General features: G+C 60.4%; 14 protein-coding genes. 6 read left to right on the top strand and 8 right to left on the bottom strand.

The features are described 5' to 3' along the window. Positions 1 to 203: 203 nt before the first annotated feature. The 4 genes from QMX88_RS25905 to minC all read right to left on the bottom strand — a co-directional run bounded on the left by QMX88_RS25905 (position 204) and on the right by minC (position 3,004). Positions 204 to 839 carry an RluA family pseudouridine synthase gene (locus tag QMX88_RS25905; protein WP_282373116.1) on the bottom strand — a complete coding sequence of 212 codons (636 nt, stop codon included), beginning with the start codon at positions 837 to 839 and terminating at the stop codon, positions 204 to 206. 151 nt (positions 840 to 990) lie between these two features. Next, positions 991 to 1,245, bottom strand: coding sequence for a cell division topological specificity factor MinE (gene minE, locus QMX88_RS25900; RefSeq protein WP_037013831.1), 255 nt, complete (start codon positions 1,243 to 1,245; stop codon positions 991 to 993). Further along, positions 1,245 to 2,057 carry a septum site-determining protein MinD gene (gene minD, locus QMX88_RS25895; RefSeq protein WP_037013830.1) on the bottom strand — a complete coding sequence of 271 codons (813 nt, stop codon included), beginning with the start codon at positions 2,055 to 2,057 and terminating at the stop codon, positions 1,245 to 1,247. The genes minE and minD overlap by 1 nt, the downstream gene beginning before the upstream one ends. A gap of 200 nt (positions 2,058 to 2,257) precedes the next feature. Further along, the gene (gene minC, locus QMX88_RS25890) at positions 2,258 to 3,004 is read right to left on the bottom strand and encodes a septum site-determining protein MinC (protein WP_074890214.1); all 747 of its coding nucleotides are present in this window, start codon (positions 3,002 to 3,004) and stop codon (positions 2,258 to 2,260) included. A 142-nt stretch (positions 3,005 to 3,146) separates the two neighbouring features. Between minC and QMX88_RS25885 the strand changes: the two genes are divergently transcribed. Both QMX88_RS25885 and QMX88_RS25880 read left to right on the top strand, forming a co-directional pair. Continuing rightward, positions 3,147 to 4,079, top strand: coding sequence for a lipid A biosynthesis lauroyl acyltransferase (locus tag QMX88_RS25885; RefSeq protein ID WP_282373115.1), 933 nt, complete (start codon positions 3,147 to 3,149; stop codon positions 4,077 to 4,079). Positions 4,080 to 4,098: 19 nt separating this feature from the next. Beyond that, complete coding sequence (locus tag QMX88_RS25880; RefSeq protein ID WP_282373114.1) at positions 4,099 to 5,331, top strand: patatin-like phospholipase family protein; 1,233 nt, start codon at positions 4,099 to 4,101, stop codon at positions 5,329 to 5,331. Positions 5,332 to 5,361: 30 nt separating this feature from the next. Here the strand turns inward: QMX88_RS25880 and QMX88_RS25875 are convergent, their stop codons facing one another. The 3 genes from QMX88_RS25875 to QMX88_RS25865 form a co-directional block, all read right to left on the bottom strand. Further along, positions 5,362 to 6,216 (bottom strand): pirin family protein, encoded by an 855-nt coding sequence (locus QMX88_RS25875; protein WP_282373113.1) that lies wholly within the window; start codon positions 6,214 to 6,216, stop codon positions 5,362 to 5,364. A gap of 211 nt (positions 6,217 to 6,427) precedes the next feature. After that, positions 6,428 to 7,231 (bottom strand): MlaA family lipoprotein, encoded by an 804-nt coding sequence (locus QMX88_RS25870; RefSeq protein WP_192170954.1) that lies wholly within the window; start codon positions 7,229 to 7,231, stop codon positions 6,428 to 6,430. Continuing rightward, complete coding sequence (locus QMX88_RS25865; RefSeq protein WP_065986875.1) at positions 7,224 to 8,522, bottom strand: serine/threonine protein kinase; 1,299 nt, start codon at positions 8,520 to 8,522, stop codon at positions 7,224 to 7,226. Before QMX88_RS25865 ends, QMX88_RS25870 begins: the two co-directional genes overlap by 8 nt. A 221-nt stretch (positions 8,523 to 8,743) precedes the next feature. Between QMX88_RS25865 and QMX88_RS25860 the strand changes: the two genes are divergently transcribed. After that, positions 8,744 to 9,109, top strand: coding sequence for a hypothetical protein (locus QMX88_RS25860; protein WP_282373111.1), 366 nt, complete (start codon positions 8,744 to 8,746; stop codon positions 9,107 to 9,109). A gap of 596 nt (positions 9,110 to 9,705) precedes the next feature. Here the strand turns inward: QMX88_RS25860 and QMX88_RS25855 are convergent. Then, complete coding sequence (locus QMX88_RS25855) at positions 9,706 to 11,304, bottom strand: glycoside hydrolase family 17 protein (RefSeq protein ID WP_282373110.1); 1,599 nt, start codon at positions 11,302 to 11,304, stop codon at positions 9,706 to 9,708. A gap of 361 nt (positions 11,305 to 11,665) precedes the next feature. Between QMX88_RS25855 and QMX88_RS25850 the strand changes: the two genes are divergently transcribed. The 3 genes from QMX88_RS25850 to QMX88_RS25840 all read left to right on the top strand — a co-directional run bounded on the left by QMX88_RS25850 (position 11,666) and on the right by QMX88_RS25840 (position 14,709). Next, positions 11,666 to 12,523, top strand: a complete 858-nt coding sequence (locus tag QMX88_RS25850; RefSeq protein WP_192170957.1) for a glycine betaine ABC transporter substrate-binding protein — start codon at positions 11,666 to 11,668, stop codon at positions 12,521 to 12,523. Between the two features lie 219 nt (positions 12,524 to 12,742). After that, positions 12,743 to 13,054 (top strand): DUF485 domain-containing protein, encoded by a 312-nt coding sequence (locus QMX88_RS25845; RefSeq protein ID WP_108122019.1) that lies wholly within the window; start codon positions 12,743 to 12,745, stop codon positions 13,052 to 13,054. After that, positions 13,051 to 14,709, top strand: a complete 1,659-nt coding sequence (locus QMX88_RS25840; RefSeq protein ID WP_192170958.1) for a cation acetate symporter — start codon at positions 13,051 to 13,053, stop codon at positions 14,707 to 14,709. Before QMX88_RS25845 ends, QMX88_RS25840 begins: the two co-directional genes overlap by 4 nt. The last annotated feature ends 243 nt before the right edge of the window (positions 14,710 to 14,952 follow it).

Raw genomic sequence — 14,952 nt, 5'->3', positions numbered from 1 at the left:
GCCGAGCGGCATGGATGCCGCGAGAGCCGCCCCCCGCCATGGATGGCGGATGGCGGCGGGCCCACGGAGCGGGACCGGAGTGAAGGAACCCTGAGGAACGAAGGGCCCAACCGAGAGCAAGCACCCTTGGTTACTTGGGGTGCTTTTCCAAGTAACTCGCCGAAGGCGAAACGCTCTGCCGTTAGGCAGAGCCACAACAACGATCAAAACGGCGCCGGGCACTCGAACCGAACCCGCTCGCCCGTCCCCGGATGGGTGAACGCCAGCATGCTCGCGTGCAGACACAACCGCGGATACGCCGCCAGCGCCTCCGGATTGGCATACAAACCGTCACCCAGCAACGGATGCCCGATCGACAACATATGCACCCGCAACTGATGCGACCGCCCCGTAATCGGCGTCAGCTCGACCCGACAATGGGTGTCATACCGCTCCAGCACCTTCCAGAACGTCAACGCATGCTTGCCCAATTCATGATCCACCACATGACGCGGCTTGGTTGGCGGGTCGTAACGCAACGGCAAATCGATACTGCCACTGTCCAGGTCTGGCTGGCCCCACGCCAGTGCCGTGTAAGCCTTCTCCGTCTCGCGGTCATGAAACTGCCGGGACAACTCACGGTGGGTGTCCGCGTCACGGGCCAGCAAAATGATCCCGGAGGTTTCCCAATCCAGCCGATGGACAATTCGCGCCTCGGGGTAGCCGTTTTCCTGCAGGCGGGTAATCAGACAGTCCTTGTTATCGTCAGCGCGACCAGGGACCGAAAGCAGCAGGGTGGGCTTGTTCACCACCAGGACAGCGTCGTCCTGGTGGAGGATATGAACGTTGGACAGCGGCATTGAACGCCTCATCACTCAAACAGGTGCACCGCGATCGCAGCAGCCATCGCGGCGCAGAAAACAGGTCTTCAATAACGCCAACGGCGGCGCGCTTGCCTGACTCCTTAAAGGGATTCAGGCAACCGGGCCGCCGTGGCGACTGCCTTCTCGATCAACGATCAGGCAGGGTGATGTTCAGTTCCAGAATCGAGCAGCTGCCGTCGTTTTCAAGGGCGACATGCACGTCATCGTTGCCGATATTGACGTACTTGCGGATCACCTCGACCAACTCCTTCTGCAAGGCGGGCAGGTAATCCGGTGTGCTGCGTTGGCCGCGTTCATGCGCCACGATGATCTGTAGACGCTCTTTCGCTACCGACGCGGTGCTGGGCTTTTTGTTGGCACGAAAGAAGTCAAAAATGCTCATCAGTTACCCCCGAACAGGCGTTCGAAAAATCCTTTTTTCTGTACGTCCAGGAAGCGGTGCTCACGGTCCTTGCCCAACAGACGGTCAACGGCATCGCTGTACGCCTGGCCGGCGTCGCTCTGATCATCAAGGATGACCGGCACGCCCTGGTTGGACGCCTTGAGTACGGCCTGGGATTCCGGAATCACGCCCAGCAGAGTCACCGCGAGGATTTCCTTGACGTCTTCGACGCCCAGCATCTCGCCCTTGCTCACGCGCTCAGGGTTGTAACGGGTCAGGAGCAAGTGCTCCTTGATCGGGTCTTCGCCACGCTCGGCGCGGCGGGACTTGCTGGCCAGCAGGCCCAGCATGCGGTCCGAGTCACGGACCGAAGACACTTCAGGGTTGGTCACGACGATGGCTTCGTCGGCGAAATACATCGCCAGGTGAGCGCCCGTTTCGATACCGGCAGGGGAGTCGCAGACGACGTACTCGAAGGTTTCCTTGAGTTCCATCAGGACTTTTTCAACGCCCTCTTTGGTCAGCGCATCCTTGTCACGGGTCTGGCTGGCAGCGAGGACGTAAAGACCTTCGATCTTCTTGTCCTTGATCAGCGCCTGCTGCAGGTTGGCTTCGCCGTTGACTACGTTGACGAAGTCATAAACGACGCGACGCTCGCAACCCATGATCAGGTCGAGGTTACGCAGGCCGACGTCGAAGTCGACGATAACTGTTTTGTGGCCGCGCAGTGCGAGACCGGTACCGATGGCGGCGCTGGTGGTGGTCTTGCCCACACCACCCTTGCCGGATGTAACCACGAGAATCTTGGCCAAGGTGTATCACCCCTAGAGGAAAAGGACGTTGAGTCCCTGAAGAGCCCCTCATGACGGCGCAACTAAAGCGGGCGAGGGCGGTGATCGGAACCCGTGAAGGAATTCCTGTTCGGGCGAACAAAAAAATATCCCGAACGTCCCGGTGCCTTCGCGTCGTTTTCGCGACGAATCAGAGTGGCTTAAAAATGGCGCAGTATCCGTTAAAGACGGGTGATGTTCAACACGTCGCCGGACAGACTGATCTGCACCCCGGCGCCCCACAGCGGATCCCGGCGCAGGTCTTCGGACACCTTGTACTGGCCGGCGATCGAGATCAGTTCGGCGACCATTTGCTGGCAGAAAATCCGTGCTTTGGTATCGCCTTTGATCCCCGCCAGCGCGCGGCCGCGCATCGGGCCGTACACATGAATATTGCCGTCGGCGAGCAGTTCGGCGCCGGGGCTGACCGAGGAAATCACCACCAGATCCGAGCCCTGGGCGTAGATCTGCTGACCGCCGCGCACGGGGGCGGTGATGATCTTGGTCGGTTTGATCAGCGGCTCGGGCGGCTTTTCGATGATTTCCGGCTTCTTTTTGACTTCGCCTTCCGTCGGATCAAGCGGTCGCTCGCGCGCGCCCGAAGGCGGCAGCACCGGCAGGTCGATGGAAATGGCGGCGGCGATGTCTTCAATCCGGTTGGCCCGAATGGCCAGGGTGCGCAGACCGTGCTGACGGCAGATGCGCATCATCGCCGGCAGGTCGATCGCGCCTTCATCCGGCGGCAGTTTGTCGAGGGCCAGCACCAGCGGTGTATTGCTGAAGAAGTTCGGCGCCTGGGCGACTTTTGCCGCCAGTTGACGATCCAGCGCTTCGAGGTTGTTGCGGGCCAGTTCCAGCACAGTGATGGCCAGCATGCTGCCCTTCAGCTGGAACACGGGGTCCTTGTCTTGCAATTCGATTTGGCTCATGTCGGCATACAGCGGCTTGTCGCTAAAAGTGCCGAGACTTATAACGATAACGCCCGCCAGCCGCAAGGGAGGCGCAACCGACGGCGGCACGATCCGCGCGAACCGATGTAGAATGCCCGCCTTTGTCCTGACGGAAGCTGTAATGGATCGCCCGCGTTTTCGAGCTCATTTTCTTCATCCCCGCTTCTGGCTGCTGTGGCTGGGGCTGGGCTTGCTCTGGCTGATCGTGCAGTTGCCGTTTCGCGTGTTGCTGGTGATTGGCCGTGCGTTGGGCTGGGTCATGTATTACCAGGCAACCGATCGGCGGGTGATTGCCGCGCGCAACCTCGAGCTGTGTTTCCCCCAGTATTCAAAGGCCGAGCGCAAACGCCTGCTGAAAGAAAACTTCGCCTCCACCGGCATCGCGTTTTTTGAAATGGCCATGAGCTGGTGGTGGAGCAAGCCCCGTCTCGCGCGGTTGGCGCACATCGAAGGCCTTCATCATTTAAAGCAGGCGCAGCTGGACGGCCATGGCGTGATCCTCATGGCGCTGCACTTCACCACCCTGGAAATCGGCGCGGCCTTGCTCGGCCAGCAGCACACCATCGACGGCATGTACCGCGAGCACAAGAACGCGCTCTTTGATTACATTCAGCGACGCGGCCGCGAGCGCCACAACATGGATTCCATCGCCGTCGAGCGCGAAGACGTGCGCGGCATGATCAAGCAACTGCGCAAGGGCCGGGCGATCTGGTATGCGCCGGATCAGGACTACGGCGCCAAGCAGAGCATCTTCGTGCCCCTGTTCGGCATTCAGGCCGCCACCGTGCCGGCCACCAGCAAATTCGCCAAGCTCGGCCACGCGCTGGTCGTGCCGTTCACTCAGGAGCGTCTGGCCGATGGCAGTGGCTACAAGCTGGTGATCCATCCGCCTCTGAGCGATTTTCCGGGGGAGAGCGACGAGGCCGACTGCATTCGCATCAATCAATGGGTCGAGCGCGCCGTCACCGCATGCCCCGAGCAGTATCTGTGGGCGCACCGGCGTTTCAAGAGTCGGCCGCCGGGCGAGCCGAAGCTGTACAAGAAGCGTGGCTGAAACCAAGAGCTGAGACCCCATGACGACAAGCGCCACAGAACAACACGCGGTGCGCAACGCCTCAGCCTTGGCTCCCGGCGTCGAGCCAGTGACCGGGCTGATCCTGTCCGGCGGCGGCGCTCGTGCGGCGTATCAAGTGGGCGTGCTGGCGGGCATCGCCGACCTGCTGCCGGTCGGCGCCAAGAATCCTTTTCCGGTGATCGTCGGCACTTCCGCCGGGGCGATCAACGCGGTAAAGCTGGCCAGCGGCGCTGCGCAATTTCGTACGGCAATTCACGAACTCACTGAGTTTTGGCAGGGCTTTCGCAGCCATCAAGTGTTGCGCAGTGACTGGCCCGGCGTCGTTCGGCAGGCGGCGCGGTTCTTCGGTCGCAGCCTGCTGGGCATCGGTCGCCAACAGGTGCCGGTGGCGCTGCTCAACAGCTCACCGCTGAAGGATCTGCTGACCGCACGTCTCAACCTCGACGGCATTGACGAAGCCATCGAAGCAAAGCATCTGCGCGCAGTGGCGATCACCGCATTCGGTTACGAGTCGGGGCAGGCGGTTACGTTTTATCAGGGCAAGGGCACGATCGAATCCTGGCTGCGGCATCGCCGGATCGGCCTGCCGACGCGCTTGACCATTGACCATCTGCTGGCCAGCTCCGCAATTCCGTTGCTGTTCGCGCCGGTGAAACTGGGGCAGGAATATTTTGGTGACGGCGCGGTGCGGCAGTCGGCGCCGATCAGTCCGGCGCTGCACCTGGGGGCCAACCGCGTGCTGGTGGTGGGCGTCAGCGGCAACCCCCGTGGCCCCGGCGCGAACCCGCCCGTGCCGCGAGCGGTCCGTGGCGTGCAACCGAGCCTCGCGCAGATCGGCGGGCACATGCTCAACAGTACGTTCATTGACAGCCTGGAGAGTGACATTGAATTGCTGGAACGGCTGAATCTGGTCAGCCGCATGCTGCCCGGGCCCGACGTGCCCAGGCCGCAGTCGTCAGACTCGACGCCCATTCAGTCCCTGGCGCCGGTCGAAGTGCTGGTGATTTCGCCCAGCCAGCCCATCGATGAAATCGCCGCCCGTCATCGCCGCGAATTGCCCCCGGCGCTGCGCACGTTTCTGCGCGGCCCGGGTGCGACCAAGACCAGCGGGGCTGGGGTGCTGAGCTATCTGTTGTTCGAATCGGGTTATTGCAGTGAACTCATCGAGCTGGGCCGCCGCGACGCGATGGCCCAGAAGGATGAGTTGATGCGGTTCCTGCGTTCGGAGTAGTTGCTCTGCTGAATGCCGGGTCCAGGGCGGTCAAGCCGTGAGCTTGTCATCCCGGAAATCCCGCAGCGCCTGTTCGATTTCTTCCCGGCTGTTCATCACGAACGGCCCGTATTGCACGATCGGTTCGCCCAGGGGCTTGCCAGCGATCAGCAGCACGCGGGCACCCGTCTGGGTGCTCAGCTGAATCTCGCCGCTTTCCGACAATCGCGCGAGACGGCTCGTACCCAGTTTCTGCGGCTGTCCTGCGATTTCGACTTCACCTTCGTACACGTACAGCAGCACCCGATGGCCCTCGGCGACGCGCGGGCTGGTGTGGCTGCCGGCGGGCATGTGGAAATCGAAATACTGTGGCTCGGTGTCCGGACGCTGCACGGCGCCTGCCTGGGACGCCTGGCCGTCGTCGAACTGACCTGCGATCACCACAACGTCGACGCCGCTTTGCGTGGTGATGCGCGGAATGCGCTCGGGTTGAATGTCGTCGTAACCGGCGTCGCCCATCTTCGATTTGGCCGGCAGGTTGAGCCACAGCTGGAAGCCGCGCATGGCGCCTTCTTCCTGCTCGGGCATCTCGCTGTGGATGACCCCGCGCGCAGCGGTCATCCATTGCACACCGCCGCCTTGCAGCAGGCCGACGTTGCCCATGTGGTCTTCATGGCGCATGCGGCCTTCGAGCATGTAGGTCACGGTCTCGAATCCGCGATGGGGGTGGGGCGGAAAGCCGGCGATGTACTCGTCGGGGTTCTCGGAGCCGAACTCGTCGAGCATCAGGAACGGGTCGAAGGCTTCGATGCCTGGCCCGCCGAACACACGGGTCAGCTTGACGCCAGCACCGTCGGACGTCGGTTGGCCGGCCTGGATCGACAGCACTTTACGAAATTGAGGCATGGGGCTCACTCCGGCAGAAGGGGAATGGCGCCTATGGTAGGCCTGTTGGGGCGATGGATGGGTGACGTTTTTGCGGGGGAATGATCGGGTTTGGCGATGGGTCTGGGCGAAGTGTGGGAGCGAGCTTGCTCGCGAATAGGTTTATAGCCGCCAGATCTCCAGCGGCCGTAATAACGTATTCGCGAGGAAGCTCACTCCTACAATGAGGCGATTACTCGGACACCTGCAGCTTGCGGGCTTCGGTGTACACGTAACGCACTTTCTCGTACTCGAACGGCGAGTCCATCTGACCGTAGCGGAAGCTGGTCGTGTAGCGACGGTCGATGGCGCGCAGCAGGTACAGCTCAGGATGGTCTTCGCTGACCTGGGCGACGTTGAGGAAGTTGATCTGCGACTCAGCGGTGAAGTCGAAGACCAGACCGCCGGTGTCACGCAGGTTCGACGGGCCAAGGATCGGCAGGACCAGGTACGGGCCGGCCGGTACGCCATAGAAACCCAGGGTCTGACCGAAGTCTTCGCTCTGTTTCTTCAGGCCCATCAGGGTCGCCGGGTCCCACAGCCCGGCAATGCCCAGGGTGGTGTTGACGATCAGGCGGCCGGTGGTTTCCATCGAACGCTTGCCTTTGAACTGCAGCAGGCTGTTCAGCAGGTTCGGCACATCGCCCAGGTTGCTGAAGAAGTTGCTGACGCCCGTGCGCACGAAGCTCGGTGTCACGTATTTGTAGCCGTTGACCACCGGCAGGAACACCCACTCATCGAAGCGATAGTTGAAGTGGTAAACCCGGCGGTTCCAGGATTCGAGCGGATCGTAGACATTCAGCGCGTTGAGGGACGAACGCTCGAACTCCTGAGCATCCAGACCCGGGTTGAATTTCAGCGACTTCAACGGCTCGGTGAACCCGTCCGGGTTGTCGATCCGCTGGACCGGGGCTGCCTGGGAAACGATCGGCGCGTCGGCCGCGTGGACGGCGCCAGCGCAGAGGAGGGCGGCGATAAGCAATAGACGTTTAGCCACGGAAAAACTCCAGCATGGCGTCGCTGTTGACGCGATAGTTCATGTTGCCGCAGTGACCGCCGTAAGGGTAAACGGTCAAGCGATCGCCAAAAGTCTTGCGCAGGAAACCGAGGTCGCCCGGGCCGAGGATCACGTCATCGGCGTTGTGCATCACGGCGATCTTCTTGCTGCTCGCCAGATAATCCTTCAGCGCGTACAGGCTGACCTGATCAACCAGTTGCAGCAGGCTGCCGCCGTCGGTACGGGCACGCCACATCGGGATGACCTGCTCGGTCACGTAGCAATCGAAATCACACTGCAGCGCGCGCTTGAGGAACGGCGTCAGGCTGGTGCCTTCGCTGATCGGGGTCTTCGGCGGGGTAATCAGACCGCGACGGTTGATCAGGTCGGAGGTGAAGGCGATGTCGGCTGCAGAGAACCGGAACGAGGTGCCGATCAGCATGGCCATCTGTTCATTGGACAGGTGCTGCTTGGACTGCTGGAAGTCATACAGCAGCGCATCGTTCAGGTCGATGTAGCCTTTTTCGCGGAAGTAGCGGGTCAGCTTCTGCAGCACCAGTTCATAGAACGTCGTGCTGTTGGTGATGCCTTTAACGTCGGTCTGCACCATCTTGTCGAGGTTGGTGATCGAGGTGTACAGGTTCACCGGCGGGTTGATCAGCAGCACTTTCTTGAAGTTGAAGCTGCGACGGGTTTCGTCGAGTTTGCTGACGAACGCCGCATCCAGTGCGCCGAGGCTGTAACCGGTCAGGTAATACTCGGTGACCTGCAGTTTGGACTGCTGGGCGCGAACGGCCTGCATGACGCGGTACAAGTCTTCGGCGTCTTCCTTGGTCACGCCAGGAGTGGCGAAACGTGAGGCGGCGCTCATGAAGTCGTAGCTGGTCGGCGACGAAAGCTGCACGACGTTGTAACCGGCGCCGTAGTAAAGCTTCTTCAGGTATTCATTAAGGGTGCTGTTATAAGGCGCGCCGGTGCCGGCGATCAGGAAGATCAACGGCGCAGGGTGGTCTTGTTTGGCGAGGCGGTAACGCAGTTTTTTCACGGCCCAGAAGTTGTCCGGCAGTGTGAACTCACGCTCCGGACGCATGGTGAGGCTGTAATCGTCCTGATCGATGTCGGCGTCTTCAGGCACCTTGGCACGCAAATCCGGTGGGGTCGTGGCGATGGTCGCTTCGAACGGATTGGTCAAGGGGAAGCCATAGCTGGACGGATCGATATCGACCGCCATCACGGACGCACTCAAAAACAGGCCGCCTGATAAGGCGGCGAGGCGCAGAAAACGAAGCATGACTGAATCCCTTGGGAATGATGTGCTGTTGAAATACGCAGGCTATGACACGGGTGTAGTGCCAAAGTGCCGTGACGGCAAGTGACTCTCGCATGACCCTCCGCGACGATACAGGTTATGGCACTTCTGGCCTGTCTGCTCGTGCTTTTTATTGCCCGTATGGTTTTGCCCCGGCCGCTCCGGCTATGCTGCGCGCCGTTGGTCATTTTCTGGAGTGTGTCGTGTCCCGTCGTCTGCCGTTGGTGGTGCTGTTTTTCGTTCTGGCGCTGTGGCTCGCCGTCAGTTACGGCTTGCGTTACGGCCTGATGGAAGACGTGCAATGGGTAGGAATCTGCGCGGACGAGGCGTCGAAATGGCAGTGCCAGTTGCGCTCGAACCTGGGCCTGTGGATTCATTTCGGCGTGTTCGGATGGGGCGCGCTGATCACATCGCTGATCGCGTTCTTTATTCCGCGTCAGGTTGGTCGAGCGCTTGCAGTGGTCGGCTTGCTGCTGGGGATATTGGCGCTGGTGCTGTACACGGCCAGTCTGGCGGTGTTCGCGGTGGTGATTGCCGGGTTGCGCCTGGTGCGTCATCAACGGGCCTGACTTCACAACGGGCCCGGCTTCAAACGCCAAACGCCGGACAGCATAAAGGGGAGCCGAGGCTCCCCTTTAAATCGTTGCACGTGCTCTTTCTTATTGTTGTAGGGCGGTCTGTTGTTGTTATTGGCAACCGGTCCCTCTACAGCGTCTTTCGGTGATCCCCATACGGGATACAAGAGCAAACGTATTTTTTTGAGCGCTGACCTGCTTTGATTCCTCTTCTGCGAGAGGTGATCCAACCCGTTCTGGCCGCTACCTGAGGGTAGTTTTATTATTCTCGGTCGGGCTGCGAGGCCTAAGCCTCGGTAAAGCGTTTCTACTCCAAAAAAATCTGTTGGCTGCGTCTCTGTGCCGTTGTTCTTGTTATGTCAGAGCCGATTCATCTTATTTTTATTGGGTTTTCACATTTTGTTCTTGTTATGCAGGAGATATAGCAGGGTGCGTGCCAACTTTTGTAAACCCTTGCGAATCAATGGTTTGCGAAATCCGATCGTTTGGCATCCCTGCCGTGTAACGGAATTCTGTTTCCGTGTTACCCGCCTGCGGGCTTTTCAGTCCTTCGGCGGTAACACAATGTATCCGTCGCCCTGCACACTCGGTTACACAGCGTCGGCCATCGCCTGCGCATTGCTCGTTGCGTTCACCCGAGCGCTGATCTGCACGCTGCGCCACAGTGCCAGCGCCATCAACACACTCACTACCGCCCACGCCCACGCCTGGGGATTGCTCAAGCCCTCGCGAAACAGTTGCGGCACGATGCCCGCGCCGACGATGAACATCAGCAGGCCGATCTCCCGACGTGGTGCCGCCACCGGGCGGATCAGGTAGACCAGGGCGGGCACCCACAGCGTCGCGGTCGCGAAACTGCGGTATCGCGGATCAAACACCATCGCCAGCATCATCACCGCCGCCGCGAACCCGCTGGCGTACAACCACCATCCGCCACGAGCGTCCAGCCAGGCAAACGCACGCTCGCGCCACCCTGCGCGGGCCGACAACGCCAGCGCCGCATGGGCGAGCACCAGCAGATTCAGCGTCACCAGCGCCGCGGCCCACAGGTATTCGCCGGCAAAGCGGCTGGTCACCCGGGCCAGTTCACCCCAGGTGCCGATGCAGCACCCGGCGAACGCCGCCAGCAACGGAAGCATCAGCGCGCTGCGTGCATGACTGACCCGACCCGCCCACGCCAGGGCCAGCAAGGCAATCGCGCCACTGACCGTCAACCAGAATGGCCACAACGGCAGGTTCGATACCGGTCCGGCCAGCACGCCTTTGTCCTGGCGATCTGCATCGAACAGTCCCCAGTAACCGCCCACTGCGCCTTCGGACTGGCGCTTCCACGGCTGGTCGAACGCCTCGATCAGGTTGTAGCGCCAGCCGTGTTGCTCGGCCATCGCGACGAAACTGCGAATGAATTTGGCCTCGTTGACCCGGCTGGGCAGCGCGGTTTCACGCTGGCGGCCTTCGCTGGGCCAGCCGGTTTCGCCGATGAGAATGTCCTTGGGTGCGAATTGCTTGCCGAACGTTTCACGGATCTGCGCGACGTGGGCCAGGGCCTCGTCGATGCCGGTGGGATCATCCTCCCAGTACGGCAGCAGATGGATCGTCAGGAAATCCACGGCAGGCGCGACTTCCGGGTATTGCAGCCAGTATTCCCAGACATCTGCATAGGTGACCGGCTGCTTGACCTGCGCTTTCACCTGACGAATCAGCGTGGCCAGTTGAGCGCCGGTGACTTCCTTGCGCAACAGGCTCTCGTTACCGACGATCACCGCCGTCACCACATCCGGGTGGGTGTTCGCTGCCGTCACCAGCGCCTTGATTTCCTTGGCCGTGTCGACCGGATTGCCGTTGACCCAAGCGCCGAGCATCAGCTTGAGGCCGTACTTGCGGGCGATGTCGGGCAGCGCCTCCATGCCGGTCATTGAATAGGTGCGTACGCAGTCGAAGCGCGTCGCGAGGAGCGCCAGGTCAGCGTCCATCCGCGCGGGGCGCAGGGTGAAGGGCTGGTCGAACGGGGACTGGTCCTTGTCGAACGGCGTGTAGGACGCGCATTGCAGTTTGTGGGTCGGCGTGGCGGCGTCAGGCAGAATCACCGGCTTGCCCAGCCAGTACCAGTAGCCGCACAGGCCAAGCAGCGCAATCACACAGGAGAACAGATAAAGGAGGACGACAGGCGAGCGGGACGGTGCGGACATGATGGGGCCGAAGTGAGGCGAAGGGCGGCATATTAGCAAGATGACGCGGCTACACACCTCATCCTGTCAGCGCTTTTGTAAACCATGCAATTTCCGGACGACCCGCTAGCCTCTTTACGACCTGTCTGTCGTTGATGGCGCGGTGATGTCGTTTACCGGGTGGCTGGGTGTCGCTGGCAGGAAAGGCACAAGGTGTGTGGGGGTCGATGATCAATCGTCCACGCAGCGATTGCGTCTGCGCAGGCACGTGGTGGAAGCGTGAAACGCGTGGCGTGCCCCGAACCAGGGCGCGAGTGCGACGTTATAAGAACGTTAACGATACCCGACCGCTGTCGGGTTCTGGACTACCGGGGAAGTGAAAATGACGATGCGAAAAATCCTGGGTGTCGGTGCCGCGCTGGCACTGGCCATCAGTTCCACGCTGGCCCATGCCGACGCCAAACCCGAGCTGAGCATCGGTTACGTCGATGGCTGGTCCGACAGTGTTGCAACCACCAACGTGGCTGCCGAGGTGATCAAGCAGAAACTGGGTTATCCGGTGAAGCTGCAGGCCGTTGCGGCGGGGATCATGTGGCAGGGCGTCGCGACCGGCAAACTGGACATGATGTTGTCTGCCTGGCTGCCCGTGACCCACGGCGAGTACTGGACCAAGAACAAGGACAAGGTCACCGACTACGGGCCTAACTTCAAGGACGCGAAAATCGGCCTGATCGTGCCTGAGTACGTGAAAGCCAACTCGGTGGCGGACCTCAAGACCGACGAATCCTTCAAGAAGAAAATCGTCGGCATCGACGCCGGTTCAGGCGTGATGATCAAGACTGATCAAGCGATCAAGGATTATGGCCTCGACGGTTACAAGCTGCAGGCCAGTTCCGGCGCCGGCATGATTGCCGAGCTGACCCGTGCCGAAAACAAGAAAGAATCTATCGCGGTGACCGGCTGGGTGCCGCACTGGATGTTCGCGAAGTGGAAACTGAAGTTCCTGGAAGACCCAAAGGGTGTTTACGGTGCGGCTGAAACCGTTGACAACATCGGCAGCCTGGATCTGGCGAAGAAGGCCCCGGACGTGGCGGATTTCCTGAAGAAATTCCAGTGGACCAGCAAGGATGAAATCGGCGAAGTCATGCTCGCCATCCAGGACGGCGCCAAGCCCGAAGCGGCGGCGAAGGACTGGGTCGCCAAGCACCCGGATCGCGTCAAGGAGTGGACCGGTAAGTAATCGGTCACAAAGATTTAACGTCTTACCGAACCGCCTGGCGAGCCATCGCCAGGCGGTTTTTTATTGCCGCAACCTTAAGTTGCGATCTGCCTCGGGCGAATGAGGCAATTCTTCGAACATCAACTAATGTCGTTCTAATACTAAGGTCGTCTGGAGTGCATCGCAGAGCGGACTAAAGTGCAAACCGTGACATCCATCTGTGCTGCGAGGACAAAAACAATGAACGACAGCATTTACCTCTCGATTCAGAACAGCCCGCGCTTCAAGGAGCTGGTCTCGAAAAGGGAACGATTCGCCTGGATTCTCTCGGCAATCATGCTTGGGCTCTATGCCGCATTCATCCTTCTGATTGCGTATGGACCTCAGATTCTCGGCGCTAAACTCAGCGCCACATCAACCATCACCTGGGGTATGCCGATCGGCGTCGGGCTGATTGTGTCCGCGTTCGTTCTGACCGCCATCTATGTTCGCCGCGCAAACGGCGAATTCGATGACCTGAACAACGCCATTCTGAAGGAGGCGCAGCAATGATCCGGCGCCTGCTTGCGGCCTTTGGCCTTGCCGCTTTCGCGCCGACACTCTGGGCAGCCGAAGCGCTGACCGGTGCGGTGCAGAAGCAACCGTTGAACGTGTCGGCGATCATCATGTTTGTGGTCTTCGTCGGGTTCACCCTCTACATCACTTACTGGGCGTCGAAAAAGAACAAGACAGCGTCGGACTATTACTCGGCAGGCGGCAAGATCACCGGTTTCCAGAACGGTCTGGCCATTGCCGGTGACTACATGTCGGCGGCGTCATTCCTGGGGATTTCCGCGCTGGTCTACACCTCCGGCTACGACGGTCTGATCTACTCCATTGGCTTCCTCGTCGGCTGGCCGATCATCCTGTTCCTGATCGCCGAACGCCTGCGTAACCTGGGCAAGTACACCTTCGCTGACGTGGCGTCCTACCGCCTGAAGCAGAAGGAAATCCGTACCTTGTCCGCCTGCGGTTCGCTGGTGGTTGTGGCGTTCTACCTGATCGCGCAGATGGTCGGCGCCGGCAAGCTGATCCAGCTGCTGTTCGGTCTGGACTACGCGGTGGCGGTGGTGCTCGTCGGTATCCTGATGTGCCTGTACGTACTATTCGGCGGCATGCTGGCGACCACGTGGGTACAGATCATCAAGGCGGTGATGCTGCTCTCCGGTGCGTCGTTCATGGCGTTGATGGTGATGAAGCACGTCAACTTCGACTTCAACGTGCTGTTCTCCGAAGCCGTGAAGGTTCACCCGAAAGGTGAGGCGATCATGAGCCCGGGCGGTCTGGTGAAAGATCCGATCTCGGCGTTTTCGCTGGGTCTGGCGCTGATGTTCGGCACCGCGGGCCTGCCACACATTCTGATGCGCTTCTTCACCGTGAGTGATGCGAAGGAAGCCCGTAAGTCGGTGCTCTACGCGACCGGTTTCATCGGCTACTTCTATATCCTGACCTTCATCATCGGCTTTGGCGCGATCCTCTTGGTCAGCACCAATCCGGCGTTCAAGGACGCGGCGGGCGCGTTGCTCGGCGGTAATAACATGGCAGCGGTTCACCTGGCCGATGCGGTCGGTGGCAGTCTGTTCCTGGGCTTTATCTCGGCGGTGGCGTTCGCGACCATCCTGGCGGTGGTGGCAGGTTTGACATTGGCCGGTGCATCGGCGGTGTCCCACGACTTGTATGCCAGTGTGATCAAGGCGGGCAAGGCCAACGAGAAAGACGAGATCCGTGTGTCGAAGTACACCACGGTGGCGTTGGCGGTCGTGGCGATTCTGTTGGGTATCGCGTTCGAGAGTCAGAACATCGCGTTCATGGTGGGCCTGGCGTTCTCGATTGCGGCGAGCTGTAACTTCCCGGTGTTGTTGCTTTCGATGTACTGGAAAAATCTGACGACGCGTGGCGCGATGATCGGCGGCTGGATGGGGTTGATCAGTGCGGTGGTGTTGATGATTCTGGGCCCAACGATTTGGGTGCAGATTCTGCATCATGAGAAGGCGATTTTCCCGTACGAGTATCCGGCGTTGTTTTCGATTGCGATTGCGTTTGTCGGGATCTGGTTTTTCTCGATTACGGATAAGTCGAAGGCGGCGGAGGGTGAGCGTGCGTTGTTCTTCCCGCAGTTTGTGCGTTCGCAGACGGGCCTGGGGGCCAGTGGTGCGGTGTCGCATTGATTTGAGGTAGTGCTTTGCGAAAACGCCCCGGTCTTCGGGGCGTTTTTGTTTTATAAGCGCTTAAGATCAAGATCAAGATCAAGATCAAGATCAAGGGCGTCTGCCTGGGGGCAGACGTTTCGCCTTCGGCGAGTTACTTGATAAAGCCCCAAGTAACCAAGGGCTTGTGCTCCTGGTTGGGCCCTTCCTTCGTCAGGGTTCCTTCACTCCGGTCTCGCTCCGTGGGCCCGCGCCGAACGGACA

It is taken from the genome of Pseudomonas sp. PS02290 (assembly GCF_029960075.1).
Lineage (GTDB): Bacteria > Pseudomonadota > Gammaproteobacteria > Pseudomonadales > Pseudomonadaceae > Aquipseudomonas.
Note: the sequence above shows the minus strand (reverse complement) of the source record. Positions and strands in the feature narration are given on the sequence as shown.

Excerpts from the sequence above, each read along its gene's own strand:
- QMX88_RS25865 (WP_065986875.1), bottom strand. The coding sequence starts at position 8,522 with ATGCTTCGTTTTCTGCGCCTCGCCGCCTTATCAGGCGGCCTGTTTTTG.
- QMX88_RS25885 (WP_282373115.1), top strand. The coding sequence starts at position 3,147 with ATGGATCGCCCGCGTTTTCGAGCTCATTTTCTTCATCCCCGCTTCTGG.
- QMX88_RS25880 (WP_282373114.1), top strand. The coding sequence starts at position 4,099 with ATGACGACAAGCGCCACAGAACAACACGCGGTGCGCAACGCCTCAGCC.
- QMX88_RS25855 (WP_282373110.1), bottom strand. The coding sequence starts at position 11,304 with ATGTCCGCACCGTCCCGCTCGCCTGTCGTCCTCCTTTATCTGTTCTCC.
- QMX88_RS25905 (WP_282373116.1), bottom strand. The coding sequence starts at position 839 with ATGCCGCTGTCCAACGTTCATATCCTCCACCAGGACGACGCTGTCCTG.
- QMX88_RS25840 (WP_192170958.1), top strand. The coding sequence starts at position 13,051 with ATGATCCGGCGCCTGCTTGCGGCCTTTGGCCTTGCCGCTTTCGCGCCG.
- QMX88_RS25850 (WP_192170957.1), top strand. The coding sequence starts at position 11,666 with ATGACGATGCGAAAAATCCTGGGTGTCGGTGCCGCGCTGGCACTGGCC.
- QMX88_RS25875 (WP_282373113.1), bottom strand. The coding sequence starts at position 6,216 with ATGCCTCAATTTCGTAAAGTGCTGTCGATCCAGGCCGGCCAACCGACG.
- QMX88_RS25845 (WP_108122019.1), top strand. The coding sequence starts at position 12,743 with ATGAACGACAGCATTTACCTCTCGATTCAGAACAGCCCGCGCTTCAAG.
- minE (WP_037013831.1), bottom strand. The coding sequence starts at position 1,245 with ATGAGCATTTTTGACTTCTTTCGTGCCAACAAAAAGCCCAGCACCGCG.
- minC (WP_074890214.1), bottom strand. The coding sequence starts at position 3,004 with ATGAGCCAAATCGAATTGCAAGACAAGGACCCCGTGTTCCAGCTGAAG.